Annotated in this window: 24 protein-coding genes; 6 read left to right on the forward strand and 18 right to left on the reverse strand. The window is 64.4% G+C overall.

Annotation, left to right across the window (positions count from 1 at the left end):
* Window positions 1–167: 167 nt before the first annotated feature.
* The 8 genes from K3179_RS05780 to K3179_RS05815 all read right to left on the reverse strand — a co-directional run bounded on the left by K3179_RS05780 (window position 168) and on the right by K3179_RS05815 (window position 5,962).
* Window positions 168–1,142, reverse strand: a complete 975-nt coding sequence (locus K3179_RS05780) for an LLM class flavin-dependent oxidoreductase (RefSeq protein ID WP_221562870.1) — start codon at window positions 1,140–1,142, stop codon at window positions 168–170.
* The gene (locus K3179_RS05785) at window positions 1,139–1,975 is read right to left on the reverse strand and encodes a tetratricopeptide repeat protein (protein ID WP_221562871.1); all 837 of its coding nucleotides are present in this window, start codon (window positions 1,973–1,975) and stop codon (window positions 1,139–1,141) included. Before K3179_RS05785 ends, K3179_RS05780 begins: the two co-directional genes overlap by 4 nt.
* Entirely contained in the window at window positions 1,972–2,721 is a 750-nt protein-coding gene (locus tag K3179_RS05790) for an alpha/beta fold hydrolase (protein WP_221562872.1), read from the reverse strand. The genes K3179_RS05785 and K3179_RS05790 overlap by 4 nt, the downstream gene beginning before the upstream one ends.
* A 38-nt stretch (window positions 2,722–2,759) precedes the next feature.
* Complete coding sequence (locus tag K3179_RS05795) at window positions 2,760–3,833, reverse strand: M48 family metallopeptidase (protein WP_221562873.1); 1,074 nt, start codon at window positions 3,831–3,833, stop codon at window positions 2,760–2,762.
* Window position 3,834: 1 nt separating this feature from the next.
* Window positions 3,835–4,920, reverse strand: coding sequence for a YjgN family protein (locus tag K3179_RS05800; protein WP_221562874.1), 1,086 nt, complete (start codon window positions 4,918–4,920; stop codon window positions 3,835–3,837).
* A gap of 93 nt (window positions 4,921–5,013) precedes the next feature.
* Window positions 5,014–5,205 (reverse strand): helix-turn-helix transcriptional regulator, encoded by a 192-nt coding sequence (locus K3179_RS05805; RefSeq protein WP_221562875.1) that lies wholly within the window; start codon window positions 5,203–5,205, stop codon window positions 5,014–5,016.
* Complete coding sequence (locus K3179_RS05810) at window positions 5,202–5,780, reverse strand: hypothetical protein (protein WP_221562876.1); 579 nt, start codon at window positions 5,778–5,780, stop codon at window positions 5,202–5,204. Before K3179_RS05810 ends, K3179_RS05805 begins: the two co-directional genes overlap by 4 nt.
* Complete coding sequence (locus K3179_RS05815) at window positions 5,777–5,962, reverse strand: hypothetical protein (protein WP_221562877.1); 186 nt, start codon at window positions 5,960–5,962, stop codon at window positions 5,777–5,779. Before K3179_RS05815 ends, K3179_RS05810 begins: the two co-directional genes overlap by 4 nt.
* A gap of 161 nt (window positions 5,963–6,123) precedes the next feature.
* Between K3179_RS05815 and K3179_RS05820 the strand changes: the two genes are divergently transcribed.
* The 5 genes from K3179_RS05820 (at window position 6,124) to K3179_RS05840 (ending at window position 12,388) form a co-directional block, all read left to right on the forward strand.
* A complete protein-coding gene (locus K3179_RS05820) occupies window positions 6,124–7,788 on the forward strand; it encodes an alkaline phosphatase D family protein (protein WP_221562878.1) in 1,665 nt (554 codons plus the stop codon).
* 260 nt (window positions 7,789–8,048) lie between these two features.
* Window positions 8,049–10,064 (forward strand): threonine--tRNA ligase, encoded by a 2,016-nt coding sequence (gene thrS / locus K3179_RS05825; protein WP_221562879.1) that lies wholly within the window; start codon window positions 8,049–8,051, stop codon window positions 10,062–10,064.
* Window positions 10,065–10,070: 6 nt separating this feature from the next.
* Complete coding sequence (locus K3179_RS05830; RefSeq protein WP_345722172.1) at window positions 10,071–10,907, forward strand: metallophosphoesterase; 837 nt, start codon at window positions 10,071–10,073, stop codon at window positions 10,905–10,907.
* Window positions 10,904–11,647 (forward strand): sulfite exporter TauE/SafE family protein, encoded by a 744-nt coding sequence (locus K3179_RS05835; RefSeq protein ID WP_221562880.1) that lies wholly within the window; start codon window positions 10,904–10,906, stop codon window positions 11,645–11,647. Before K3179_RS05830 ends, K3179_RS05835 begins: the two co-directional genes overlap by 4 nt.
* Window positions 11,648–12,388: a sulfite exporter TauE/SafE family protein gene (locus K3179_RS05840; RefSeq protein WP_221562881.1), complete on the forward strand. Its 741-nt coding sequence runs from the start codon at window positions 11,648–11,650 to the stop codon at window positions 12,386–12,388.
* Here the strand turns inward: K3179_RS05840 and K3179_RS13520 are convergent.
* From K3179_RS13520 to K3179_RS05885, 10 genes are all read right to left on the reverse strand, one after another.
* On the reverse strand, window positions 12,377–12,505 hold the full coding sequence (locus tag K3179_RS13520) for a hypothetical protein (RefSeq protein WP_263617854.1): 129 nt from the start codon (window positions 12,503–12,505) through the stop codon (window positions 12,377–12,379). The genes K3179_RS05840 and K3179_RS13520 overlap by 12 nt on opposite strands.
* A gap of 34 nt (window positions 12,506–12,539) precedes the next feature.
* Window positions 12,540–13,544 (reverse strand): agmatine deiminase family protein, encoded by a 1,005-nt coding sequence (locus K3179_RS05845; protein ID WP_221562882.1) that lies wholly within the window; start codon window positions 13,542–13,544, stop codon window positions 12,540–12,542.
* Between the two features lie 86 nt (window positions 13,545–13,630).
* Window positions 13,631–15,358 carry a flotillin family protein gene (locus K3179_RS05850; protein ID WP_425594736.1) on the reverse strand — a complete coding sequence of 576 codons (1,728 nt, stop codon included), beginning with the start codon at window positions 15,356–15,358 and terminating at the stop codon, window positions 13,631–13,633.
* Between the two features lie 42 nt (window positions 15,359–15,400).
* Window positions 15,401–16,033: a YqiJ family protein gene (locus K3179_RS05855; protein WP_221562884.1), complete on the reverse strand. Its 633-nt coding sequence runs from the start codon at window positions 16,031–16,033 to the stop codon at window positions 15,401–15,403.
* A 475-nt stretch (window positions 16,034–16,508) separates the two neighbouring features.
* Entirely contained in the window at window positions 16,509–17,807 is a 1,299-nt protein-coding gene (locus K3179_RS05860) for a cytochrome P450 (RefSeq protein WP_221562885.1), read from the reverse strand.
* Window positions 17,807–19,354 carry an acyl-CoA synthetase gene (locus K3179_RS05865; protein ID WP_221562886.1) on the reverse strand — a complete coding sequence of 516 codons (1,548 nt, stop codon included), beginning with the start codon at window positions 19,352–19,354 and terminating at the stop codon, window positions 17,807–17,809. The genes K3179_RS05860 and K3179_RS05865 overlap by 1 nt, the downstream gene beginning before the upstream one ends.
* A gap of 161 nt (window positions 19,355–19,515) precedes the next feature.
* The gene (locus K3179_RS05870; RefSeq protein ID WP_221562887.1) at window positions 19,516–20,205 is read right to left on the reverse strand and encodes a M23 family metallopeptidase; all 690 of its coding nucleotides are present in this window, start codon (window positions 20,203–20,205) and stop codon (window positions 19,516–19,518) included.
* Between the two features lie 138 nt (window positions 20,206–20,343).
* Window positions 20,344–21,144, reverse strand: a complete 801-nt coding sequence (locus tag K3179_RS05875) for a ferritin-like domain-containing protein (RefSeq protein WP_221562888.1) — start codon at window positions 21,142–21,144, stop codon at window positions 20,344–20,346.
* Complete coding sequence (locus K3179_RS05880) at window positions 21,141–21,611, reverse strand: peroxiredoxin (protein WP_221562889.1); 471 nt, start codon at window positions 21,609–21,611, stop codon at window positions 21,141–21,143. The genes K3179_RS05875 and K3179_RS05880 overlap by 4 nt, the downstream gene beginning before the upstream one ends.
* A complete protein-coding gene (locus K3179_RS05885; protein ID WP_221562890.1) occupies window positions 21,608–24,292 on the reverse strand; it encodes a bifunctional [glutamine synthetase] adenylyltransferase/[glutamine synthetase]-adenylyl-L-tyrosine phosphorylase in 2,685 nt (894 codons plus the stop codon). Before K3179_RS05885 ends, K3179_RS05880 begins: the two co-directional genes overlap by 4 nt.
* A 101-nt stretch (window positions 24,293–24,393) precedes the next feature.
* Here K3179_RS05885 and K3179_RS05890 point away from each other — a divergent pair, with 101 nt between their 5' ends.
* Entirely contained in the window at window positions 24,394–26,082 is a 1,689-nt protein-coding gene (locus tag K3179_RS05890) for a M28 family metallopeptidase (protein ID WP_221562891.1), read from the forward strand.
* Window positions 26,083–26,107: the final 25 nt, after the last annotated feature.

Raw genomic sequence — 26,107 nt, forward strand, 5'->3', positions numbered from 1 at the left:
CCTCTCGCTTGCGGCGTACGATACTTTCGCACCCGTGAAATTTCCGAGTCGTCTTCAGCGACGCGCTGGCTCGCGATTAGGCCCGTTGTCGCGCCCTCGCAAGGCTAGCAAAAAGGAAAAGCCGCAATCGTATGCGTTCCTAGGTTCCGTAGCGTCGGCGAAGGGTGTCAGCCGAGCGCCGAAAGCGCACGGGACAGCGAATCCACTCGCTCTTGCGGATCGAATGTCGGCCCGGCGAAGATAATCTCGTCCGCACCGGTTCGGGAAACGAAGGCGCGGATCTTGTCGGCACATTGCTCGGGCGTTCCGACTGCACTGGCCTGCCCGATATGGGCGAGCATGGCCTGCGCCGGGGCGGGAAGGCTCTCGCGATAACCTTCCACAGGCGGCTTGAGCCTGGCCGGCGATCCGGTGCGCAAGGCAACGAAGGCCTGCATCTGCGAAGTCGACAGCGTCTCCGCTTCCTCTTCCGTCTCTGAGCAGAAAAGGTTCATCGCAGCCATCACATACGGCGCATCGAGCTGGTCCGAAGGCTCGAAATCGCGGCGGTAGACTTCCAGTGCGGTATCGAGGTGATCGGGCGCGAAATGGCTCGCGAAGGCATAGGGCAGGCCGAGCCGCGCGGCCAGTTGCGCGCCGAACAGGCTGGAGCCGAGCATCCAGAATTCGGGCTTGGCGCCAAGCCCCGGTGTGGGATGAATGGCCGTGTCCCCGCGCATCAGGGCCTGCAATTCCGCGACGTCCTGCGGAAACATCTCCGCGGCGCGATGGAGGTCCTTGCGCAGGGCGCGCTGGAGTTCCGGGCCTGCACCTGGTGCACGGCCAAGTCCCAGGTCGATACGGCCCGGGAACAGCGCGTCGAGCGTGCCGAATTGCTCGGCAATCTGGAACGGGGTGTGATTGGGCAGCATGATGCCGCCGGAGCCGATCCGGATCGTGTTCGTCGCATTGCCGATATGCGCAAGGACGACGGACGTGGCGCCCCCGGCAATGCCTTCCATCGCGTGATGCTCGGCAACCCAATAGCGCGTGCATCCGAGGCGTTCGGCGGCTTGCGCCAGCTGGGTCGCCGCTTCGAAGGCTTCCGCAAGGGTTCCGCCCTCACGGACCGGAACGAGATCGAGAACCGAGAATGCCGTCATTCTGCCGGCGCGATCTGTGCGAGGTACTCGCGCGCCTGGTCGGCCTGCGGGCTTTGTGGGGCAACGTCGAGCACCGACCGGAAGCTGCTGCGCGCATCCGCCTCGCGACCGGACAGGGCGGCGATAACGCCAGCTTCCAGTCCGACTTGCGGATTGCGGGGCGAAAGCAGGGCCGCCCTCTCGATCTGTTGCTGCGCTTCGCCGAGGCGCGATAGCCGGCGCGAAAGGGTGGCGGAGAGAAGCCATGCCTGCGCATCGTCGCCATCGGCCTCGCGTGCCTCGGACAGGGCTTCTGCCGCGTCATCCATGCGGCCCATCCGCACCAGAACGCGGGCCAGATCGACACGCAAGTCCGCAGCGAGCGCCGCGTCGGGTGCGGCAAGTGCCTGCCCTCCTGCGCGGTCGAGCAGGACGAGGGCGCCTTCCATGTCTTCTTCGGCGAGCGCCGCATTGCCCGCCATCGCATTTAGCCGGGCGGCATAGGCGAGATTGTCTGCCGGAGCTTCCGCGCTGGCGAGTTCGAATATCTCCCGCGCCTCTCCCATGCGATCGAGCTGGACCAGCGCGAGGCCAAGGCAGTGCGCCGATTGTGCCATTTCGAGGTCGGTTTCAGCCGTTTCGCGCCAGCTTTGCGCAAAGTCGAGCGCGGCCTCGGGTGTATTCGCTGCCTGGCGCAGGCAGGTCGCAAGCCGGGGCTGCACCCGCGGCTCGGAAACTTCGGCCCGCGGCGGCCGGTTGGCGAGTTCGTCGGGAATACCGGGCATGGCGCCTGCAGACGGATTCGGACCGACCTGCATGAAAAGGAGAGCGAGCGGGGCAAGGGTCAGGGTCATTCGGCTTCCAGATCGTCGAGAAGTCCGCCAATCGTACGCAGCAGCAAGGCGATATCCTGCGGCCTCGACAGGCGGTGGTCGCCGTCCTTGATATAAGTGACTTGAACGTCGTCCGAACGCAGGGCTGCGGCAAGCCTGCTGCTGATTTCCCACGGCACGTCGGCATCGCGCTGGCCGTGGACCAGGCGCACCGGCGCATCGATTTCGATCGTCCCTGTCAGTTGGCGCAGGGCCTGCCCGTCGGCCCAGAAGGCGGAGTGCATGGGCGTCGGCTCGGGACCATAGGGATTCTCGTCGTAGACGGTCTCACCTGCCTCCAGCTTAGCTTTCTCCTTCGCGTTCCTGCCCCAGTCGGTGAAATCGGGCGCAGACGCGATGCCGACCACGCCGGCCAGCCGATCCTTCAGTGCCAGCCCGACAAGCAGCATGAGCCAGCCGCCCATGGAAGAGCCGATGATGACGAACCGCTCCTCGACCTCGGCTTCGATCAGCGCGGCCACCTCCTCGCGCCATCTGGACAGCGTGCCGTCGGCGAAGTCGCCGTCGCTGCGGCCGCAGCCCGAATAATCGAGCAGCAGGCACGCCCGGCCTCTTTCCCTGGCCCATTCGTAGAGGGCGGTCGCCTTGCCGCCTTCCATGTCCGACATGTAGCCGGGCAGGAAGACCAGCGTGGGCCCGTTACCCGGCGTATGGCGAAACGCGATCCTGCGACCGTCCGGCATGGCATGAAACTGGATATCGTTCATGCGTCACGATGTCGGCCCACGCGCCCGGCTTTGCAAGCCTAGAAGAAGTCGAACTCCTCGACGTCGGGATCCTGCTTGCACATGGACTTGATGGCTTCGAACTCCGCCTGGGTAAGGACCGGTTTGAAGGTCTTGCCCTTGGCGGCCTCGCGATAGGCGCGCGCCCGTTCGCCTGGTGCAGGGTGGCTGGCGATCCAACCGGTAATGCCGTTGGTGTCGCCTTCTTCGCTGTCGCCGCCGAGGCGCTCGAAGAATTTCGCAGCGCCCAGCGGGGAGACATTGCTTTCGGCCATGCGCGCCCTCGAATAGGCGTCCGCTTCGCGTTCCGCGTCGCGTGAATACCCCATCTGCGCGACCCCGAACAGCGTGTCGCCGAAGCCGCTGTCCGCGCCTGCCAGCAGGACGGACAGGCCGAACTGCCGCAGCAGCGCAGTCATCACGTGGCGTTCGCGCACATGTCCGACCTCGTGGCCGAGCACGCCGGCAAGTTCCTCGGGCGTTTCCGCGTCCTGCACGAGGCCATCGAAAAGGAGGACGCGCCCACCCGGCAGGGCGACCGCGTTGACCATGTCGATGTTCGCCACATTGGCACGCACCTGCTCGCGCTCGGGATCGACCGCGTCGAGCAGCTTCGCCATGGCGGCATCGCCTTCGGGCGTGCTGCAGAGACGATTGCCGAAGTCGCCGATCATCGCATCGCCCATTTGCCGCTCCCAGCTTTCGGGAACGCGCGGGCCGAGCCACTCGGGAGCCGTCATGAACAGCGCAACCGCGCCCGCACTGACGATGGCGAAGAGGGCGACTGCCTTGGGCAGGCCAAGCCCGTCCACCCAGGCGCCGTATGTCGCTTTCGCGGGCAGCCGCGAGGCGAGGCCCGGCGGCAAGTCTTCGGGCAGCATGAGGCGGAAATCGGGCTCGCTCTGGCGGCGATAGACATTCTCGCCGCCGCGATTTTCGCCCCACTGGAGATCGGCAAACGGCACTTCCATCGTACCCGTCGGGCCCACCAGCAGCAATGTATCGGCATCGCTCCACACGGCCTCGCCCTCGTGGCGAACGGCGTTGCGACCGTCATACCACTGGGCAGGCGCACGAAAGGCAGCGTCGCTCATGTCAGATAGCGCCGATGTCGAATGCGTCCAGGAGGCCCTCGCCGTGCTTGGCGGTGGTCGTGGTCGACTGGGTGAGATCGTCGAGCAGGATTTCTCCGTTGGCCTCGAGGTGGACCATGAAGAACTTCCAGTGGCGATAGCTGAGGAAGATGAACCCGATGCCGAAGGTGAACACGACCAGCAGCGCATCGACGATCAGCAGCTTGACCCAGTCCATGGTGGACGCCTCGAAACTGAAGCCGAGGTCGCCCCATGTCGTGCTGCCCACGACTTCGCGATAGAATTTCGCGAAGAACGCCACGGCGATCAGGCCGAGGCCGAGGTAGAAGAACAGGAACAGGAATATCACCGCGCCGACCATGCCGATGCCGGCTCCCTGGTCGCCGCCGAGGCTTTGCCCGGCGATCATGCCCATCGCACCTGCCGCAATCCCGCCGATGAAGAAGACGATCGGGGCGAGATAGAAGAGCAGGTAGCGCGCGAAGACGTTGGAGCTGTCGGCATTTGCATCGAACTCGTACGGGCCGAAGCTCATCTTGCGCATGCGCTCGTTCCACAGGCTGGTCATCGACCAGGGCACGAGCAGGCCGAGGGGGATGTAGCCGACAATCGTCTTCCACATATAGGACCAGCCGTAACGGAAGCCCTGGTGGTTGCTGCCGCCGCGGATGCCGCGCCAGCGGGTCCGTGACAGGCGATACCGCAGGGCGCGGAATCTCGCGACGCCGGTGAGGTAGAAGAAGCCGAAGAAAATCGCGAAGGTCGCAATTGCTGCCACCGCCTCGTACCCGCGAGCAATCAGTGCCTGCTGCACGAAGCTGAACAGCGAGAGCGGGAGGATGAAGAGGATGAAAACCAGCACGAAGCCGACGAACAGTTCCTTGCCGGTGCCGGTCCATTCCAGCCGCTCGTCCACGAAGCGGCTATGCGCCCAAAGGTATTGCCGCTCGCGCGTGGTCGCCCAGAAACGATAAATCCCCAGCGTAACGATAGTCAGCAACAGGTTGGGGAACGCGATTTTCGCGAAATCCTGCCAATTGCCGTCGAAACCGAAAGCGCTTTCCGCCTCGATCGGTGCCTGTTCCATATTGTGAGCGACCCCCCGCCTGTAAAAACCGTAATTGAACACCCGTCCGTATCGGGTTCTTCAAAGCAGCGGGCTCCAAGTCAAGGCAAACGCTCACTCGCGCAGGAATATGTCTTCTATTTGTGTCCCGAATACATCGGCAATCCTGAATGCCAGCGGGAGAGAGGGGTCGTAACGCCCCGTTTCGATGGCGTTTACCGACTGGCGGCTGACCTCGAGCCGGTCGGCGAGGTCCTGCTGGCTCCAGTTGCGCTCCGCACGCAGCACCTTGAGGCGGTTCTTCATGCGCCCCTTACCTTCTGCCACAGCTGCGCTCCGGCAAGTCCGATGGCCCAAGCGGGCAGGACCCACCAGGCCCAGATATGCGGCACCAGTTCGAACATCTCCAAGAAGCCCCAGAAGATACCCAGCGCCAGCACGAATGCGAGCGCTGCAAGCGATGCCATCATCGACTTGTAGCGCAGGTATTCGTCGCTCTCTTCCCCGAGGTATCGCGCCATCGCCCAGATCATTCCCAGGGTCGGCAGGATGGGCAGCAGGGTCAGGGCGAAGACCGTCCAGTCGGCCAGTTCGTAATTGCGCCAGAGCACGATTGCGATCCCGAGGCCCAAAACATAGCCAATGCCGCACAGCATCATGCGCCGGTTGTAGACGTCCATAGCCTCGCTGTAGGTGCAGGTGCTGTTTTTCATGGCCTTGTTGAACGGGATCATCAGGCCCATCGACAGCGCGAGCAGGATGAAGCCCACGGGCTCTTCAATGGCTCCGCTAAGGCGCAGCGCGATGATGACGCCGGCGCTGGCGAAGAACAGGCCGACCCACAGGCCGGGGCGGCTCCTTTTTCGGGTTTCGGCGGTCATCGAGCCGACCTCTTCAGAAGATTGCAGGACCGGTCGCCGCGCAGCCAGACAGGGGCGAAAAGAGCGAGAAGCAGGAAGGGAAGTAGCTGTGCCACTTCGTGCGGGATGATGCCCGCGTTCCCCAGCAAGGCCAGACCCAGCATGGCCGAAGCAAGCAAAATGGAAGGTAGTAAGGTTTTCATGACAAGCATCCTTTTCTCAATGTAAAGTGCGTTTGTCATAAAGGCCCCGATTTGTCAAGCCTCCTTTACAAAGTGGAGCGCGGCCTTTCCATCGCCTCTTTCTGCTTGTCATCTGCCTGCCATCCGGCGCAGTCATGGAAGGAGGAGAGAGGACCCGTTTCATGATCAAGACCGAACCACCCGTTGCCGCGCCGATCCTGCCGCTCGATCGCAGGCAATTGCTCAAGGGCGGGGTGCTGGGTGCGGGTCTTGCTGCGGCACCCCTGTCCGCCAGCAGCGCTGCGCGCGGCTTCACACATGGTGTAGCAAGCGGAGAGCCGGGGTCCTCGCGCGTTCTTTTATGGACGCGTTACGTAGGCGATCAGGACGTCCGGCTGACATGGGAAGTGAGCGAGACAGCCTCCTTCGCTGCTCCCGTCGCTTCGGGCTCCATCACGGCGAGCCCCGCAAATGACGGATGCGCCAAGCCATGGGCCGACGGGCTCGCGCCGGGTCGCTGGTATTACTTCCGTTTTACTGCGCCCGACGGCAGCCACTCCGATATCGGCCGCACGCGCACCCTACCCGAAGGCCCGACCGCGCGCTGGAAGATGGCGGTCTTCTCCTGCTCCAACATCGGCTTCGGCTGGTTCAACGCCTATGCGCATGCGGCCGCGGCGAACGAGTTCGACTGCACGCTGCACCTCGGCGACTATTTCTACGAATACGGCCAGGGCACCTACCCCTCCGAGAGCGAGTGGCTCGGCACCCGAGCTCCACTCGACCCGCAATCCGAAACGGTGGCCCTTGCGCAGTACCGCGCGCGCTATGCCCAGTATCGCAGCGATCCGGACCTGCGCCGCATCCACCAGATCTATCCGATGATTGCCGGCTGGGACGACCACGAGAGCGCGAACGACAGCTGGGAAGGCGGTGCGCAGAACCACCAGAGCGAGACCGAGGGCGAATGGAGCGTGCGCAAGGCCGCCGCCATGAAAGCCTATCGCGAATGGATGCCCGTCTCTGATGAGCCTTGGGCCGAGTACGAGATCGGCGATCTCGCGAGTCTGTTCCGCCTTGAGACGCGCCTTTCGGCTCGCGCAGAGCAATTCGATTACGGCACGCTGCTGCGCGGAATGACATCTCCCGAACAGGGCGTCGCCGCGCTCACCGCGTTCCGGGAGGAGAGCTATCGCGACCCCACGCGCGAAGTGCTCGGCGCCGCACAGCAGGCCTGGCTCGGCAATGGTCTCATGCGCTCGGCCAAGGGCGGCAAGACGTGGCAGGTGCTCGTCCAGCAGGTCCTGATGGGCAAGACCGCCTCCGCTACCTCGCTGACCGACGCCCTGCCGCAAGGACTGCCAGACTACATCATGCGCCGCGTGGTCGCAGGCGCTATCGCCTCGCGCGCCGGTCTGCCGCTCAACATGGATGCGTGGGACGGCTATCCCGCAGCCCGCGCCCGTCTTTATGAAGCGGCTCTTGCGGCGGACGCAAATCTCGTCAGCCTTGCAGGCGACACCCACAACGCATGGGCTTTCGACCTTGCCCACGAGGGCGAGAAGGTCGGCGTCGAATTCGGCGGCCAGTCGGTCACCTCCCCCGGCTTCGAAGGATACTTGCCGCAATTGGCGCCGGGCGATGTCAGCGCGGCCATGGTCGCCCGCAATCCCGAGCTTAAATGGATGGACGCCTCGCGCCGCGGTTACATGGCGGTCGAACTCACGCCGACGCGTGCGACGAGCGAATATCGCTTCCTGTCCTCGGTGCGTGAGAAGGGGGCCGAAGTCGTCGCGACGAAGCGCCTCTCAACCCTTGCCGGAGCGCGCGCGCTCGATCTCGGTTGAGATTTTAACCTGTCGTCGCTATCTCCTGGCGCATGACGCATCAGCGCATCACGACAACCACTACCACCACCCCGGGCGACCGGGGGCGGGTGCGCGCGTCCTGACGTAGCGCTCCGCCGCCCGGTTTCGGGCGGTCGGCGTTTCCTCCCGAAATCGAATTTCTCGTAAACGCCGCTTCAAGCGCGCGCCTAGCTGTGCCATGGGCCTCGACATACCGAGGCCGGTCACGGGAGGCCGCGCCAGGACAACGGACGGATAGAATGACGGAACTGCTCAAGATCAGCCTGCCCGATGGTTCGGTGCGCGAGATGGAACCCGGCAGCACGCCTGCCGATGTCGCCGCCGCGATCGGGCCGGGCCTTGCCAAGGCCGCCATTGCCGCGCGCGTCGACGGGGAGCTGCGCGACATCAACCGCCCCTTCGAAGGCGATGCGGAATTGGCGCTGGTCACGAGCCGCGACGAGGAAGACGCGCTGGAACTGGCGCGCCACGATTTCGCGCACGTTCTTGCAGAAGCGGTGCAGTCGCTCTTCCCCGGCACGCAGATCACCTTCGGTCCGGCGACGGACGACGGCTTCTATTACGATGTGAAAGCGCCTGATACGCGTGAGCCGTTCTCGATGGACGACCTCCCCGCGATCGAAGAAGAAATGCGCCGCATCATCAAGGCCGACAAGCCGCTGCGCCGCGAAGTGTGGAGCCGCCAGCAGCTGATCGACAAGTGGGAAGCGGAAGGCGAGGTCTTCAAGGCCGAATGGGCCAAGGAACTGCCAGAAAACGAGGAACTGACGGTTTACTGGTCGGGTGAAGACTGGCTCGACATGTGCCGCGGTCCGCACCTTGCCTCGACGGGCAAGCTGGATCCGCAGGCGTTCAAGCTGACGCGCGTTGCCGGTGCCTATTGGCGCGGCGACCAGAACAATCCGCAGCTCACGCGCATCTACGGCACGGGCTGGCTCAACAAGAAGCAGCTCAACGCCCACCTCACGCGGCTGGAAGAAGCGGCCAAGCGCGACCATCGCAAGCTGGGCCGCGAGATGGACCTGTTCCACCTGCAGGAAGAGGCGCATGGCAGCGTCTTCTGGCACCCCAACGGCTACATGATCTGGCGTGAGCTCGAAGCTTACATGCGCCGCAAGATGGACGGCGCGGGCTACCGGGAAATCAAGACGCCGCAGCTGATGGACGTGCGTCAGTGGGAGCAGTCCGGACACTGGGGCAAATATGCCGAGAACATGTTCGCGGTGCCCGACATGGTGCCCGAAGTGGACGAGCTGGGTGACGGTCCGGCCAATCCTTCGGTTGCGCCCGATGCCGACTGGATGGCGATCAAGCCCATGAACTGCCCTGCCCATGTGCTGGTCTTCAAGCAGGGCATCACGTCCTATCGCGAACTGCCCATCCGCCTTGGCGAAATGGGCTGCTGTCACCGCAACGAACCGCATGGCGCGCTGCATGGCCTCATGCGCGTACGCCAGTTCACGCAGGACGATGCGCATATCTTCTGCACCGAAGACCAGGTGGTCGAGGAAGTGCGCGCCTTCTGCAAGCTGGCCGACAGCGTCTATCGCGATTTCGGCTTTACCTATCACGTGAAGCTCGCCCTGCGCCCGGAAAAGCGCTTCGGCAGCGAGGCGGACTGGGACAAGGCCGAGCAGGAATTGCGCGACGCCGTGGCCGAAGCGGGCATGGCGAACGAGGAATACGGCTGGGAAGAGCTCCCCGGCGAAGGCGCTTTCTATGCGCCGAAGCTGGAGTGGCACCTTACCGATGCCATCGGCCGCACCTGGCAGGTCGGCACGATCCAGGGCGACCGCGTGTTGCCCGACCGCCTCGATGCAAGCTTCATCGGCGAAGACGGGGAAAAGCACCGTCCCGTCATGCTGCACCGCGCGATCTTCGGATCGTACGAGCGGTTCATCGGCATTCTGATCGAACACTTCGCCGGGCGCTTGCCCGTCTGGCTCGCCCCGACGCAGGCCGTCGTGGCGACGATTGTCTCGGATGCCGACGACTATGCCAAGGAAGCCGTCGCCAAGCTCAAGGCAGCCGGCATTCGCGTCGAAAGCGACCTTCGCAACGAGAAGATCAATTACAAGGTCCGCGAGCACTCGGTCGCCAAGGTCCCCCACCTCCTGGTGGTGGGCATGCGCGAGGCGGAGGAAGGCACGGTCGCAGTCCGCACGCTGGGCCAGCAGCACCAGAAGGTGATGCCGCTCGAGGAAGCGATCGCGATGCTCAAGGCCGAAGCCACGCCGCCGGACCTGCGGGACTAGTCCTTCGTGCGACGGCGATTGGGACTTGCGGCGCTGGTCGCCGTGCTGGCCGGCCTGCTCGTCCTCGCGCTCGGCTATTCCAACGCACGCGCAGACCCGATCGTCCGCGAAGCCTATGTGCCGGTGGCCGGTTGGCCGGAGGGCGAGGCCCCGCTCAAGGTCCTCGCCCTGTCGGATGTCCATGTCGCAGGTCCCGACATGCCGCCTTCGCGGGTCGAACGCATCGCGAAGCGGCTAAACGCGCTGTCGCCCGACCTCATCCTCGTGGCGGGCGACCTCATCAGCGAGAGACGCACCGCGACAAAGCTCTATTCCGAGGAGGAAGTAGCCGCACCCTTTGCCACTTTCGAAGCGCGCTTGGGCATGGTGGTCGCCCCCGGCAATCACGACCATTGGGTCGATCTGGGCGCAATGGTCGCCGCGCTTGAGGGGCATGGCATCACGGTCCTGAGAAACGAAGCGGTGAAACGGGGGCCGCTGCTCATCGGCGCAGTCGATGACGACTACACCGGCCATGACGATGTACCCGCGACCTTTGCTGCGCTCGACGCTCTGGGCGAGGGACCGGCTGTAGTGGTCAGCCATACCCCCGACATCGTGCCCGACCTCCCGCGCGCGGTCGCGGCAGTCTTCGCCGGACACACGCACTGCGGCCAAATCAGCCTCCCCGTCATCGGCCCGATTTCGACGCTCTCGCGCTATGGTGACCGCTTCGCCTGCGGCACGATACGCGATGGCGGGCAGACGGTTTTCGTGGGCGCGGGACTTGGAACCAGCATCCTGCCGCTGCGCTATGGCGCGCCGCCCGATGTGTGGCTGGTGACGCTGGGGCCGCCCCGATGATGGGTCTGGAATACTCGCTTCTGCAGATTGTCGCTGCACTGCTCGCCGCCTTCGGTTCGGCCTTCGTGCGTGGGCTCACTGGCTTCGGCATGGCCATCCTTATCGTGCCCGTTCTGGCGCTGGCCCTGTCGCCCGTCGACGCGGTCTTGCTGACCAACTTCCTTTCGGTCTTCATCGGCCTGTCCGAAATCCGCCGCCTGCTGCGCGGAGCCGAGAAATCGGCCTGGGCCATCATCGCGCTGGTGGCGGTGACGACGCCGGTCGGCCTCTACCTGCTCAGCATCACCTCGCCCTCGATTGCGCGGGTGGTGATTGCGCTCATCGCCCTCTCGGCCTTCCTCGCGATCCTCCTGCCTCGCCGCAAAGCCCTAGAGCATCATCCGGCGACCACCGGAGGCGTCGGGGTGCTTTCGGGCCTGATGACAGGCTACGCCGGAATGCCGGGCCCGCCGGTCGTGCCCTATTATGTCGGACGCGACATTCCGCGCGAGACCGCCAAGGCCTCGATGCTCCTCATCTTCACCTGCGCCTCGAGCGCCGGCCTTGCCAGCGGAACGGCGCTGGGCGTGCTCGACTGGAGGCTGGCGCTGCTGGCGCTCCTGCTCTTCCCCGCCGTGCTGCTCGGCAACTGGCTCGGCAACAAGGCCTCGGGCAGTATCGAGGACCGCACCTGGCGCATCTGCGTCGGGCTGGTGCTGGCCGGAGCCGCGCTGGCGGCCTTGTGGAAGGCCTTCGCCTAAATGCTCGGCCTGCCCCCCGAAGCGATCGGCATTGCCCTGGTGACCGCGCTGGCGGCGGGTTTCGTGCGCGGGCTTGCGGGGTTCGGGCTGTCGGTCGTGATCGTGCCCGTGCTCGCGCTGACCATCGCCCCGCGCGAAGCGGTGCTGGTGGGTAATATCTCGCTGTTCCTGATCGGCCTGACCGACATCGGGCGCATAAGGCGCGAGGCCGATCGCTCAGCCATTCCGATCACACTGCTGGCGCTGGCCTGCATGCCGCTTGGCCTGTGGGCGCTGGTGACGCTGAGCGCGGACTGGGCGCGGCTCCTGATCGCGCTCGTCTCGCTTGGCGCATTCGTGCTGGTGGTGGTGCCGCTCGGCAGGATCGCCATGCCGCGCAAGCCTGCCATGGGGCTGTCGGGGTTCTTCACCGGCTTCTTCGGAGGCTTCGCCGGAATGCCGGGGCCGGGCATGGCGCCCTTCTACCTGCGCGGACGCCTTCCCCCGCGCGAGGCGCGGGCGTCCATGATGGCGATTTTCCTGGTGCTGACACCGCTATCTTCGGCGCTGTTCATTGCACTCGGCGTCGGCGGGATGCGCGAGGTCCTGCTCGCCCTGCTGCTCTTCCCGGCAGTGCTGGTCGGCGATCTCGTGGGCCACGCAGCCTTCGGGCGCGTCACATCGCGGCAATGGCAGGTGAGCGTCGCCCTCGTGCTGGGCGGCGCGGCAGCCGGTGCGGTCTGGAAACTGTTAGAAGGGTAGGGCCGGTCCGGCGAGGACCAGGGCAAAGCCGCATCCGCTCACGATAAGCGCGCGCGCAGCTTCCGCCAGCGGGAATGCCGGAACGTGGGTGCGAGCGAGAGCGATAGCCTTTGCCATGGCCCCATTCTCGCGGCCAAACCCTAATGAAGCGTTAAGGCTTCCATCCGGCAGAGGGCATTTGCTGGCTGGCGCAGTGGAACCCGCCGCCGCCCGCCAGCACCGCATCGCCCGGAAGGCCGATAGTCGCGCGATCCGGGAATAGCGCGTCGATCGCCGTCACGCCTTCCTCGTCGTACGGACTGCCGAAGGTCGGCACCACGACGAGGTGGCTGGTAATGGCGAAATTCACGTAGCTCGCCGGCTCGACATGGTCGCCGCTGGTTACGAGGCCGGGCGAGGGGATCTCGACCACCGAAACGCCAGCCGCTTCTGCCCGGCGGCGCGCATCGGCATAGATCTCCGCATTGGGGTCGGCGCTTCCCGTGGCGCGCGGGATGACGAGCGTGTTGGCCGCAACGAAGCGGGCGAGATTGTCGACATGGCCGTCCGTGTGATCGTTGATCAACCCGTCGCCGAGCCACAGCACGCGGCTAAAGCCGAGATCGCGTTCGAGGCGCTGCTCGATTTCTTCGCGCGAGAGCTGCGGATTGCGATTTGGGTTGAGCAGGCATTGCTCGGTCGTAGCGACGAGGCCGGTCCCATCGCCATCCACCGCGCCGCCTTCGAGGATCCAGTCCGCCGTTTGCAGCGGCAAGCCCTCGTCCACGGCCAGCTGCGCGCCGACGGTCTGGTCTCCGTCCATCAGGTACTTGCCGCCCCAGCCGTTGAAACCGAACCGCCGCGCCGCCCGCTTGCCATCGCGGTTTGAAACAACCAGAGGTCCGGTGTCGCGCAGCCAGACATCGCCATAGTGACGTCGTTCGAGCGTGACGTTCCCGCCGACCAGCTGACGCGCGCGTGCCTCGTTCGCATCATCGCGCACCAACAGGCGGACTTCCTGCCCGCTATCGGCGACAACATTGGCGAAGGCCGCGATCTGCTCCTGCGCCCTTGGCAGGACTTCGGGCCATTCATGCGGATCGTGCGGAAAGCCGATCCACAGCCAGTCCTGCGGGGCCCATTCGGGCGGCATCATCCAATCGGGCGTCGTGCTCATGCGCGGCGGTTAGGACGAGGTGATCGCTCCGCGCAATAAAAAAGGGGACGCCGCAGCGCCCCCTTTCCATTCGGTGACAGAGTGGCTCAGGCGTCGGCCTTGGGGCTTTCGCCGCTGTCCTTGTTCCTGCCTGCGTCCTTGCCATTGGCGGGAAGCGCCTTGGGGGCGTCTTCCTTCTTCGGCTCGGGCGCATCTTCCACTTCGAAGCCGCCGGTCTGCTCGGCCGGGCCCTTGACCAGGCTGTTGAGGCTGGAGCCGTCGAGGCCCAGTTCCTTCATCAGCCCGTCGAGCACCGGCGCCTGCGCGCGGTAGGCAAGCGCTGCGCTGACCGCATCAGTCGCGAGGTTGCCCGATCCGCCGCCGACACCGGCTGCACCGCCCGACGACTTGCCGCCGCCATTGGTAAGCCCGTCGACCTGGACGATCTTGATGCTCTCGATCGCTTCCATCGGTTTGGCGCTTTCCTTGACCAGTTCCGGCAGGACCTTGAGGAGGGCCATCTTGGTCTGCAGGCTGATCTGGTCGGACGAGAGAATGTTCGCCGCCTCGTTGATCGCCTTTTGACCGGCTGCCTCGACTTCGAAGCGCACGCGCGCAGCTTCTGCCCGCAGCTTCTCGGCTTCGGCCTCGCCCTGCGCTTCCAGGCGCAGCGCTTCGGCACGGTTGGTCGCGGCGTCCCTTTCGGCCTCCGCTTCCACGCGAACGCTGATAGCTTCACGCTCTGCCTGCTTCGATGCCTCGATCAGCTCGATCTTCTTCTGCCTTTCGGCGATCTCGCTTTCGCGGCTCGTTGCGACCTGTTCCTCGGCAGCGACCGCCTTGGCGCGGGCTTCGTCGGCTTCGGCCTTGGCCTGGCTTTCCTCGCGGCTCTTGTTCTGGACCGCGATCTGCTGCTCCTGCCGGGCGATTTCGAGCGCCCGCTGCTGGTCGATCCGCGCCTCTTCGACGAGACGGTCGGCTTCGATCTGCTGCGCGTCGACCTGCTTCTTCGCCTCGATCCGGGCAGCATCGGCCTCGCGGCTGCGCTCTGCCTGCTCGCGGGCGATTTCCGAAGCCTGCGCGGCGCGGCGGATTTCCACCTCGCGTTCCTGCTGGAGGCGGGCGTATTCCTTGTCGCGCCCGATCTCGAAGCTGCGTGCGTCGGCCTCGAGGTTCTTCGTCTCCATCTGCACGCGCGTGTCCTGCTCGATGTCGTTGCGCAGTTTCTTGCGCGCCTCGATCTGCTCGGTCAGCTTGGTCAGGCCTTCGGCGTCGAAGGCGTTGTTGGCGTTGAAGTGCTCGATGCTGGTCTGGTCGAGACCGGTCAGCGAGACCGATTCCAGTTCCAGGCCGTTCATCGCGAGGTCGTTCGAGGACACCTGCTGCACCTTCTGGACGAAGTCGGCACGCTGTTCGTGCAGCTCGTTCATGGTCATGCCTGCCGCGACGGAGCGCAGCGCGTCGACGAACTTGCCTTCGACGAGGTCCTTGAGCATTTCCGGCTGCATCGTCCGCTGGCCGAGCGTCTGCGCCGCCATGGCGATCGCATCGGCATCGGGCTTCACGCGGACGTAGAATTCCGCCTTCACGTCGATCCGCAGGCGGTCGAGCGTGATGAGGGCCTCGCCATCGCGGCGAATGACCGAAAGCACCAGCGTGTTCATGTTGACCGGCATGGTTTCATGCAAGACCGGCAGCACCAAAGCGCCCCCGTTCATGACGACCTTTTCGCCGCCCACGCCGGTCCGCACGAAAGCGATTTCCTTCGACGCCCGTCGGTACATCCTCAGCAGGAATGCGAAAAATGAAACCACCACGACGGCGATGACCGCCATGCCGATAATTCCCGTTTCAAGTAGACTGTCCATTGCTCCTCCTTATTGATTGGCTGTCGGCGACAGGCGACGCTCTGAGAGCGCGGTCGCGTAGAACTGATTGCCCTCGCGGCGGACGAGGAGGACCTCGTCGCCCGCGTGGAGTTCGGATGATGCCTCGTGCGGCTCGACCATTACGTAATGCGACTGGCCGTGCACGTCCTTGACCCGGGCACGCGCAGGCGATGCCTGACGGGCGACGCCGTCCGTGATCTTGGCGCGGCGACCGACAAGGCTGCCCGTGCTCACCGCGGTGGTGTGATCCTTGGGCATGATCCGGCCCAAAGGCCGCGCGAATATGCCCGTGACCGGCAAAGCAGCCACACCGGCGATCAGCGCGGCGAGCCAGCTGTAGAGCGTGCTGCCGGTGAGATCTTCGGCGATCGCCTGTATCGAAAGACCGACGATGGCGAACACGCCCAAGAACAACATGATCCAGATCGTCAGCGGCACGCGCCCGATGCCAAGCAGCGTCAGCAGCCCGTCGAGCATGCTCGCATCGGGCAGGCCTTCGCCGTCAAGGTCGACATCGGCATCGCCGAAATCGGCAACCCCGATCAACTGGACGAGCGCGAGGATCAGCATGATGACGAGCGCGGCCGCAAACGGCATGTTGTGCGGCTCCAGCAATGTCATGGATTCCCCCCTTTCTTATGCGCAGAAAGTCCCGCCTCCGGCCTCAGCCGAAAGTGGATCCCCCTACTGTTGTATCCATGTCATTCACCTAGCAGAAATGTGCGGTGAACCGTAGAAATATGCGACGAACCGAGTTCGATTTCCCCCACAATTGCGCGGGTTTGACTTGGATTTGCGGATTTTCGACTTCGGCCGGGGAAATGTTGTGGTGACCAGGTCTTGGGACAGGCGAAGAAAGACCGTTTCCGGCCAACAGGCGCCGCTCTCCGGCATCCGACCAAGGGCATCGCGAGCGGGAATTTCCTACATGGCAATCGGCGGCTATGTGAACATCATTCCCGTGGCTCGCTGGAGGACGATGTGCAGCGAAAGTGTCACCCGGCGGACTGGGCCGTAAAGACTTGTAATTAAAGAATAGATGCCCTTTTGCCGCGGGCGACACACTGTCGCCTTCGTCAACCGTCGGCAGTACGTCTCAGGCAGCGGCTATCCGGAGCGGCAAGGTCTTGAGCCCGCCGACGAAGGTCGATTTCGCGCGCTTCGGTTCTCCCGCCAGTTCCACGCTGTCGATCCGGTCGAGCAGGGTTTCGAACAGGATGCGCATTTCAAGCCGGGCGAGGTGGAGGCCGAGGCACTGGTGCGCTCCGGCTCCGAAGGCGAGGTGCCGGTTGGGGCTACGGCTGGCGTCGAACTTGCGCGGGTTTTCGAACTGCGCCGGATCGTGGTTGGCGGCAACGTAATTGATCATCAGCCAGTCGCCCTTGGCGATGTGCTGGCCGCCAAGCTCGGTGTCCTCGGCCGCCGTGCGCATGAAATGCTGCACCGGGCTGGTCCAGCGGATCGCCTCTTCCACGATTCCGGGGAGGAGCGAGCGGTCGGCCTTCACCCTCGCCCATTGTTCGGGGTCCTGCGCCAGGGCGAGCATGGCGCCTGCCGTGCTGGCGCTGGTGGTGTCATGACCGGCGGCGGCGACGATGATGTAATAGCCCATCATGTCGCGGTCGTTCAGCGGTTCTCCGTCCACCGTTGCATTGGCGATGGTGCTGGCGACATCGTCGGTCGGATTGGCGCGCTTTTCGGCGGTCAGGCCTGCGAAATAGGCTTCGAAATCCTTCACCGCGCCGGCGACCAGCTGGGTGATCGCTTCGGGCGGCAGGTCCTTCATGCCTGACTGGTTGAGGTCTTCGTCCTGCCCGCCGAACATCTGCTGCGTGAGCATCAACATGCGCGGCTCGTCCTCTTCGGGCACGCCGAGGATCTGCATGACCACGTGCAGCGGATAGGGCTGCGACACCAGCTTGCAGAAGTCCGCTTCCGGCCCGGCGTCGATCAATCGGTCCACCGTCTTGTGCGCCAGCTCGCGGATCTCGTCCTCCAGCGTGCGCAGGTTCTTGGGCATGAACCATTCCTGCGTGAGCTTGCGGTATTTCATGTGGATCGGCGCGTCGAAGGTGACGAGGCTGGCGACCATATGCGGGCTGCCGCCGGTCAAATTCTTGGCGAACTCGATCCCTTCGGTGAGGCTGAACACGACCGTCTGCGGATTGTTGAGGAAGGTAGCATTGTCCTTCGAGACGCGCATCACGTCGTCATAGCGGCTGACCAGCCAGAACGGCGGGTGGCGGCCCTCGGGATCCTCGACCCAGGCGACCGGGCTTTCCTCCCGCAGGCGATCGAAGGTGTCGAGCAGCGGGTCCCACCGGGCGTAACTTTCCGGAGAGATGACCTCGTACGCGGTTTGCGGATCGAGGCGGGGTTTCGCTGCGCTCGCCATCACGCCTGCTCCGCTTCTATCTCCGCCTTCTTCGCGTACTCGTCGCGCAATTCGCGCTTGTACAGCTTGCCATTGGCCTCGCGCGGCAATTGCTCGCGGAAATCGAACAGCTTGGGCATCTTGATCTTGGCTAGCTGCGGGGCGAGGAAATCGCGCAGTTCGGCTTCCAGCTTTTCGCCAGCCTCGCCCATGTCGATGGGCTGGACGACGGCAACGACCTTCTCCCCGAAATCGGGGCAGGGCGCACCGATCACGGCGGCATCCATCACCTTGTCGTGTGTGACGAGCAGGTTCTCGATCTCTTGCGGGTAGATGTTGACGCCGCCGGAAATGATCATGTGGCTCTTGCGGTCGGTCAGGAAGAGGAACCCGTCCTCATCCACATGGCCGATATCGCCCAGCGTCATCCAGCCTTTCGGGTGCATGGCGTCGGCGGTCTTTTCCGGGTCGTTGTGATAGGTCGGAATGTTCTCGTTTTCGAAATAGAGCAGGCCGTCGGTCCCCGCGGGCACTTCCTCGCCATCGGGACCGCAGACGTGCAACTGCCCGTGGATCGGCTTGCCGACCGTACCGGGGTGCGTGAGCCAGTCCTCGCTCTTCACGAGCGTCATTCCGATGCCTTCCGATCCGGCGTAATATTCGATGACGATGGGGCCCCACCACTCGATCATCTCGCGCTTCACCGGAACGGGGCACGGGGCGGCCGCGTGGATTGCACGGGCATGGGTGGAAAGGTCGTACCGGGTACGCACTTCGGGATCGAGCTTAAGCATGCGCACGAAATGGGTAGGCACCCACTGGCTGTCGGTCACACGGTACTTCTCGATCGCTTCGAGAGCGGTCTCGGGGTCGAATTTCTCCATCACCACGATCGTCGCGCCGAGGCGATGCGCCGTGGTGCACCAGCCAAGCGGTGCCGCGTGATAAAGCGGGGCGGGCGAAAGGTAGATCATGCTGCCATCTGCCGGCCAGCCCACGCCCATCACGGCAAGGCCGACGAGCGGGTTCACCGCGAGGATATCGTCGTCGGCGGGCGGCGCGGGGCGGATACCCTTGGGCCTGCCGGTCGTGCCGCTGGAATAGAGCATGTACTGGCCGGGAGCCTGGTCCGCGATCGGATCGGCCGGATACTTCGCCAGCGCTTCGGTCAGGTTCTCTTCGCCTTCTCCGCCCTTGGCAAGGATTGCGATATCAGGACAATCGGCGCGGATGTCGTCCATCACCTCGTCGAAATAGCGCGAGGTGACGAGCAGCTTCGCCCCCGCGTCCTTGAGGATGTAACAGATTTCCGGTGCGGTAAGGCGTGTCGAGATCGGCACCATCATAGTGCCCGCGCGCTGCGACCCCCAGACCAGCTGCAGGTAATCGATGGTGTTTTCCATCAGGATCGCCACGTGGTCGCCGCGTTTCAGGCCGCGTGCCCGCAGCAGCTGGGTGAAGCGGTTGGCATAGGCGTCCATCTCCCCATAGGTTACCGTCTCGCCGGTGCCCGCCATGATGATCGCGGGATGGTCGGGGCGCGCCTGCGCATGGGTGATGGGGTGCATAGGGTCCTCTCTCTCACTGCCGTCGGTCCTGTTTGCGGACTCGTCCGGTTGCTCAAAGAAACCTACCTACCTGCCGCGCGCGGGCAAGAAAAAAGGCGCCGGATCGCTCCGACGCCTAATTCCGCTGACCCGAAGGGCTCGTTGGCCTTTCGAATAAAAACTCAGTCTTCGTCGCCGCCGCCCTGGCCGCCTTCGCCGATCGCGAGCGCGAAAGCGCGCTGTGCGGACGATTCGACCATGTAAGGGACCGGGTTGACCGCTTCGCCGTCGATGCGGACTTCATAATGGAGGTGCGGGCCGGTGGAACGGCCGGTCGAGCCGACATAGCCGATCAGGTCGCCCTTCTTGACGCGGGCACCGTCGGTGACGGCAATGGCTGACATGTGGGCATAGCGCGTCTGGATGCGGGCGCCGTGTTCGATGCTGACGAACTTGCCGTAGCTGGAGAAGCGCTCGGCCTTGGAAACCACGCCGTCGGCCGTGGCGTAGATCGGCGTTCCGGTCGGCGCGGCGAGGTCGACGCCCTTGTGACCCATGCGACGACGCAGGACCGGGTGCGTGCGCATGCCATAGTCGCTTGTCAGCTTGGCATCTTCGAGCGGCATGCGCGAAGGGATGGCAACCTGCGGCCCAGCCGTGATGAGCGAAGCCTGGTTGGGTGATTCCCAGCGAGCGAAAAGTTCGGTGAACTGTTCGTCCGCTTCGCCGGCGCTGTCCGCGGTGACCTTCGATACGTCGATGGCACCGACTGCAGCTGCCGCTGCGTTGGTTTCCGCGTGCGCCGGAGCGGCTGCGATGCTCATGCCTGCGGCGAGCATCGTCACGGCAATCGTGCTGCGCTTGGAAATCATTGCTAACCCGTCCTGTCGATACCTTGTCGGTATCTTTCCTTGCGATCCTCAGGCGTCCCGTGCCTTTCGGACCGTTTTTTCAAAACCGCCGGAACCCCCCGGCATCTCGTGAGTATGGGTTATGGCTGCAAAGGTTAATCAAGCAATAGCCGCGTAGAAGTCCCGCGATAAACCGGCTGCCGCACGCGCCGAGTCGTTGAATGGCGGCTTCAAGCCCCCCGAAAAATGCATTTGGACCAATTTCTGCCATGTTTCCGGTGGCTTTTCGTCGCGCGTAATGCACAACTCACGAAAGTGCTTGGCCCCGAAAGCGACATGGCGAATCTCGTCGTCAAGGATTCGTTGGAGGATTCGGGCGCCGTTTTCGTCTCCCTGTGACCGGATTCGCTCCATCATCGCCGGAGTGACGTCGAGACCGCGCGCTTCCAGAACCATCGGCACTATCGCCAGCCGTGCCGTGACGTCATCTGCCGTATCCTGCGCTGCGCCCCACAACCCGTCATGTGCCGGTAGCACACCATAGTGCGATCCCATCGTCGCGAGCTTGCGGTCGATCAGCGCGAAATGCATCGCCTCGTCGGCGGCGACCGCCAGGAAGTCGCTCACGAACTGCTCGCCCATTTCCTCTCCGAACCGCCCGGCCATGTCGAGCGCAAGGTCGATCGCGACGAATTCGATATGTGCCAACGAGTGCCACAGGGCGATCCGCCCTGCCAGCGAGCCCCCGCGCGACCGCCGCGGCATCTTGCCAGGGGCAAGCAGTAGCAGCTCATCGGGCCAGGCCGGCCGGTCGGGCATGGCGCAGTCGAATGCGAACGCCAATCGCCCCAGCCGCCAGTCGCGTGCGACCTGGCGGGCGGCGAAGACCTTCGCGGACTTGTCGCCCGTAAGCAGGGCGTCCCTGATGGCGCCCGATACACTGCGGCGTCGTGACGTCATGCGGAACGTGCGGCGTCGAGCACCTCGTCTGCATGGCCCTTGACCCTGACTTTCGGCCAGACACGCAGGATCCGGCCGTCTTCGCCGATCAGATAGGTCGAGCGGATCATGCCCATGTAAGTGCGCCCGTAATTCTTTTTCTCACCCCAGACGCCGAGCGTGTCGGAAAGGCCGCCTTCTTGTGCATCGGTGGCAAGCTCGACCGTCAGATCGTGCTTGGCGATGAAGTTCTGGTGCTTCTTCGCGCTATCCTTGCTGACGCCAAGCAGGCGCACGCCGGCTTTCTCGAACTCTGGCTTCAGGGCGCTGAAATCCTTCGCTTCGGTGGTGCAGCCGGGCGTATTGTCCTTGGGATAGAAGAAGATCACCGCCTTCATTCCGGCCAGGTCGTCCTTGGTGATCGTGCCACCGTCGGGAGTTTCCATTGCGAAGTCGGGAAAGGCATCGCCCGTTTCATAACTCGTCATCGTTCGATCTCCAGCCGCTCGTCCAGCAAGCGGTTCCATTGGTCCGATACCTGGTTTCGCGCCTCGTCGAGCGCATTTCTCAGGTCACGGAATTTCTCGACCCGGCACAGGCGCGACAGGATCGCCTTTTGCGGCTTGTCCGGGACTGCGAGGTCGGGTGCGAGCAGCCGGGTACCCACCAGCAGTCGCGTCATCAAGTCGTGGGCCTCGCCGAGCGACGCGGGCAAGTGGTCGCGCGCAGCAAGCTGGGCGATCGCATCGTCCAGTCGCGGCGTCAGTGCCTCGCCTTCTCGCAATTGCAGGTAGTGTACGAGGAATTCGAGATCGACGAGCCCGCCGCGCAGCAGCTTGATGTCGAGCGGGCCGCGTGCTGGTTTGTGCGTTGCCATGTCGCTACGCATCGTCCTGACGTCGTCGACCAGCGTCTCTGTGGAGCGCTTGCGGCACAAGACTTCGCGCAAGGCCTCGTCGACCTGGCGTCGTGCCTCCGGGCTTCCCGTCAGCGAGCGCGCGCGGGTGAGGGCCATGTGTTCCCAGGTCCAGGCGTCTTCGCGCTGGTATCTGAGAAAGCTTTCCAGACTGACGGCAAGTGGTCCCTGGGCGCCCTGGGGGCGGAGCCGCGTATCGACTTCGTAGAGCGCGCCTTCGGCCGTCGGCACGGACAGCGCCGCGCTCACACGCTGGGCCAGCCGGTTGTAGTAGAGGGTCGCACCAAGCGGGCGCTCGCCATCGGATTCGCCTTCGTGACTGCCGGTAAAGATATAGACCAGGTCGAGGTCCGAGGCGTGCGTCAGCATTCCGCCGCCAAGCCTGCCGAGCCCCAGAACCACCAGCTCGCTGTCGGCGATCCTGCCGTGGCGTTCTGCAAATTCCTCCTCTGCGGCTTCCTGCGCGACCTCGATCGCGGCCTCGGCCACGCGCGACAGGGCAGCTGCGATATCGAGCGGGTCATGCGCCGTTTCTATGACCTGCACCCCGAGCGCAAATCGGGCTTCCCCGGTGACGATGCGAATGCGGTCGAGCTTGTCTTCATAAGTGTCGCCGCGTTCACCGCGCCGCATTTCGGTTGAAAGCTCGGCCCGCTCTCCCGGCAAATCGAGGGCAGTACGGTCGATCAGGGCGTCGACGAGCTCGGGGCGCAGGGCAATTGCGTCGGCCAGCGGCGGGGCCAGCGTCAGGCAATCCGCGAGCAGCTGGAACAGGCCGGGCCTCGCCTCAAGCAGGCGGAAAAGGTTGATCGCGCTCGACAGCTTGGAAAGCAGGCTCTCCCAGCGCGCGGCGGCGCGCTCCGGCTCCTTTGCGGCAGCGAGCGAATCGAGCAGCGGCGAACGGATCGCTTCGAAGGCAGACAGCGCTGCGGTGCTGCGCAGTGGCGGGTAACGGCCGTCGGTCCAGCTTGCGACGCGTTCTACCAGATTCGCGTCGAGCTCACTCCTTGCGGGGACGGGTTCGACGTGTGGACTGTCGGAAGGGACGGACACCTCGTCCTCGGCCAGAAGGGCGTCATAGCGCCGGGCGACCGGGGCAGTCAGCGATGCAATGTGTTCCAGCCACGTGGCCCCGTCGGGATATCCGTCGAGCCGGGCGACCTTGTCCAGCGCCTCGCCTTCGGGAAGTGTGTGGGTCTGGCGGTCGCCGACCATTTGGAGGCGGTGCTCGATCTGCCTCAGTCCGTCGTAAGCAGCGCCGAGCGAAGCGGCGTCTTCGGCCTCGATATGACCTGCCTGCGCCAATGCATCGAGGGCAGCGCGCGTGCGTTTGTCTCGCAAGTCGGGATTGCGCCCGCCATGGATGAGCTGGTGCGTCTGGGCGAAGAACTCGATCTCGCGAATACCCCCGCGACCGAGCTTCACATTATAGCCCGGGGCAGGAGCCGTGGGCCCGGTCTGCTGCTCCCTGATCCTGCGGGTCAACTGCCGGACCGCATCGATCGCACCGAAATCGAGGCTGCGGCGCCAGACGAAGGGGCGGATCTGGTCGAGGAATTTCTCGCCCGCAGCGATATCGCCTGCGCAAGATCGTGCGCGGATAAAAGCTGCGCGCTCCCACGCCAAGGCAGAGCTTTCGTAATGCGTGATCGCCGCATCGAGGGGGATTGCCAACGGGCTGACCTCGGACGCCGGACGTAGGCGCAGGTCCACCCTGAAAACATAGCCTTCGCTGGTCACATCGGACAGCATGCGCACCATCTCGCGGGCATAGCGCTGTGCCGCTTCTCCCGGCTCGTCCCTTTCGCGCCGGGCGAGGCTTTCGGGATCGTAGAGCAGGATCGGATCGATGTCGGAGCTGTAGTTCAGTTCTCCCGAACCGTGCTTGCCAAGCGCAAGGGCGATCATGCCATCGCTGGATGCGCCTTCGACCCGGCGCGCGATCGCCGCTTCGATGGCCGCGTGCATCGCGCGATCGGCGAATAGCGAAAGCTCGCGCATGACCTTGTCGAGATCGAAGGCGCCAGCGAGGTCTCCTATCGCGAGCGCTGTCGCAAGTGCGCGCTTCTCGCGCCGCAGGGCAAGGCCGACATCATCGACGCCGATCGCGATCCGCTTTGCCTCTGCCAGAGCTGCCTCACCCTCGCCCTGCGCCAAGAGCTCCGCGATTGCCGGATACAATTCCAGCCCGCGCGCCAGGTAGGGGGCGTGAGCCCGCGCTCGTGCCAGCGCGTCGGTCCAGTCGGCAGTCATTGCGCGCGGTCTGCCTCCCTTGGCCGTCCGGTGCAAGCTTGCCCTCTTTGTTCGCTGCTGCAACAAGCGCGCCACGCAAACCAACAAGAGGGTGCAATACCATGATCCGCACAAGCCTGACCGCAGCAGGTGCGCTGCTCCTGGCGGCCTGTACCGCCGGCAGCGATGAAGGGGCGACCGCAGGGCTCGACATCCCGGACATCGCAGCGACGGACATTTCCGAGCAGACGATGAAGGACATTACCGAGCAATTGTCTTCCGACGAATTCGAAGGCCGCATGCCCGGCACGATCGGCGAGGAAAAAACCGTCGCCCTTTTGACCGAACGTTTCGCTGCGGCAGGGCTGGAGCCGGGCAATAACGGCTCGTGGGTCCAGAAAGTCCCGCTAGTAGAGATTACCGGCAAGGACTTCGCGCCGCTGACGATTTCCGGCGAAGGCACCGATATCGCGCTCCAATATGGCAGCGACTGGGTCGGCGTGACCTATCGCGAAGATGCGCAGACCACGCTCGAAGACAGCGAACTGGTTTTCGTTGGCTATGGCGTCAATGCGCCTGAGCGCGGCTGGAACGATTACGAAGGCGTCGACATGACCGGCAAGACCGCCGTCATCCTCGTCAACGATCCCGATTTCGGCACCGAAAGCCTAGAAGGCCCCTTCAACGGCAAGGCAATGACCTATTACGGCCGCTGGACCTACAAGTATGAGGAAGCCGCGCGGCAGGGCGCTGCCGGCGCGATCATCATCCACGATACGGAACCTGCCTCCTACGGCTGGAACGTGGTCGAAAGCAGCTGGTCGGGGCCGCAGGCCTATGCGCAGCGCGGCGAAAACGCTCCGCCGCTCACCATCATGAACGGCTGGGTACAGAACGAGGCGGGTCGCCAGATCCTCGAAGCTGCGGGACAGGATGCCGACAAGCTGTTCGCCGCTGCCAAGAAGGAAGGCTTCAAGGCAGTGCCGCTGGGTCTCGAAGCATCGACCAGCTTTTCGAACGACATCCGCACTTTCGAATCGCAAAACGTGATCGGTATCCTTCCCGGTACGGAAGCGCCGGACGAATACGTCATCCACACCGCGCACTGGGACCATCTGGGCCGGTGCACCGCAGCGCCTGACGGTGACGATATCTGCAATGGTGCGGTCGATAATGCGACGGGCACGGCGGCCCTGGTCGCTCTGGCCGAAGCGCATGCCAAGGTCGGTCCTACACGCCGCACGCTGGTGTTTCTTGCGGTGACGGCAGAGGAATCGGGGCTACTCGGCGCCGATTATTATGCGGCAAACCCGGTCTTCCCGCTCGATCAGACGGTCGGCGGCATCAACATGGATGCCTTCCTGATCGCCGGTCCGAGCAAGGACGTGACGGTTGTCGGGCCCGGCAAGTCGCAGCTCGACCAATTCCTCGAAGCGGCGCTTGAAGCCGATGGCCGCGTGTCGACGCCCAACCCCAATCCGGAAGCGGGCTATTACTATCGGTCCGATCACTTCGCCTTCGCCAAGCGCGGCGTGCCGATGCTCTATGTAGATGGCGGGGAAGACCTGGTCGACGGCGGTACGGAAGCGGGCGCGGCAGTGGCGCTCGACTATCGCGAAAACCGTTACCATGGCCCCAAGGACGAGTACGATCCGAACTGGGACTGGTCCGGCGTAATGGCTGATCTCCAGCTCTTCTACCGGCTCGGCCGCATGCTCGGCATGAGCACGAGCTGGCCCAACTGGAACGAGGGCGACGAGTTCAAGGCCACACGCGACGAAACTTGCACGGCGGCCAAAACCGGCTGCTGATCGAGGCCGGTTCAAACAGGAAGGG

This window comes from Qipengyuania intermedia, from assembly GCF_019711615.1.
GTDB classification, from domain to species: domain Bacteria; phylum Pseudomonadota; class Alphaproteobacteria; order Sphingomonadales; family Sphingomonadaceae; genus Qipengyuania; species Qipengyuania intermedia.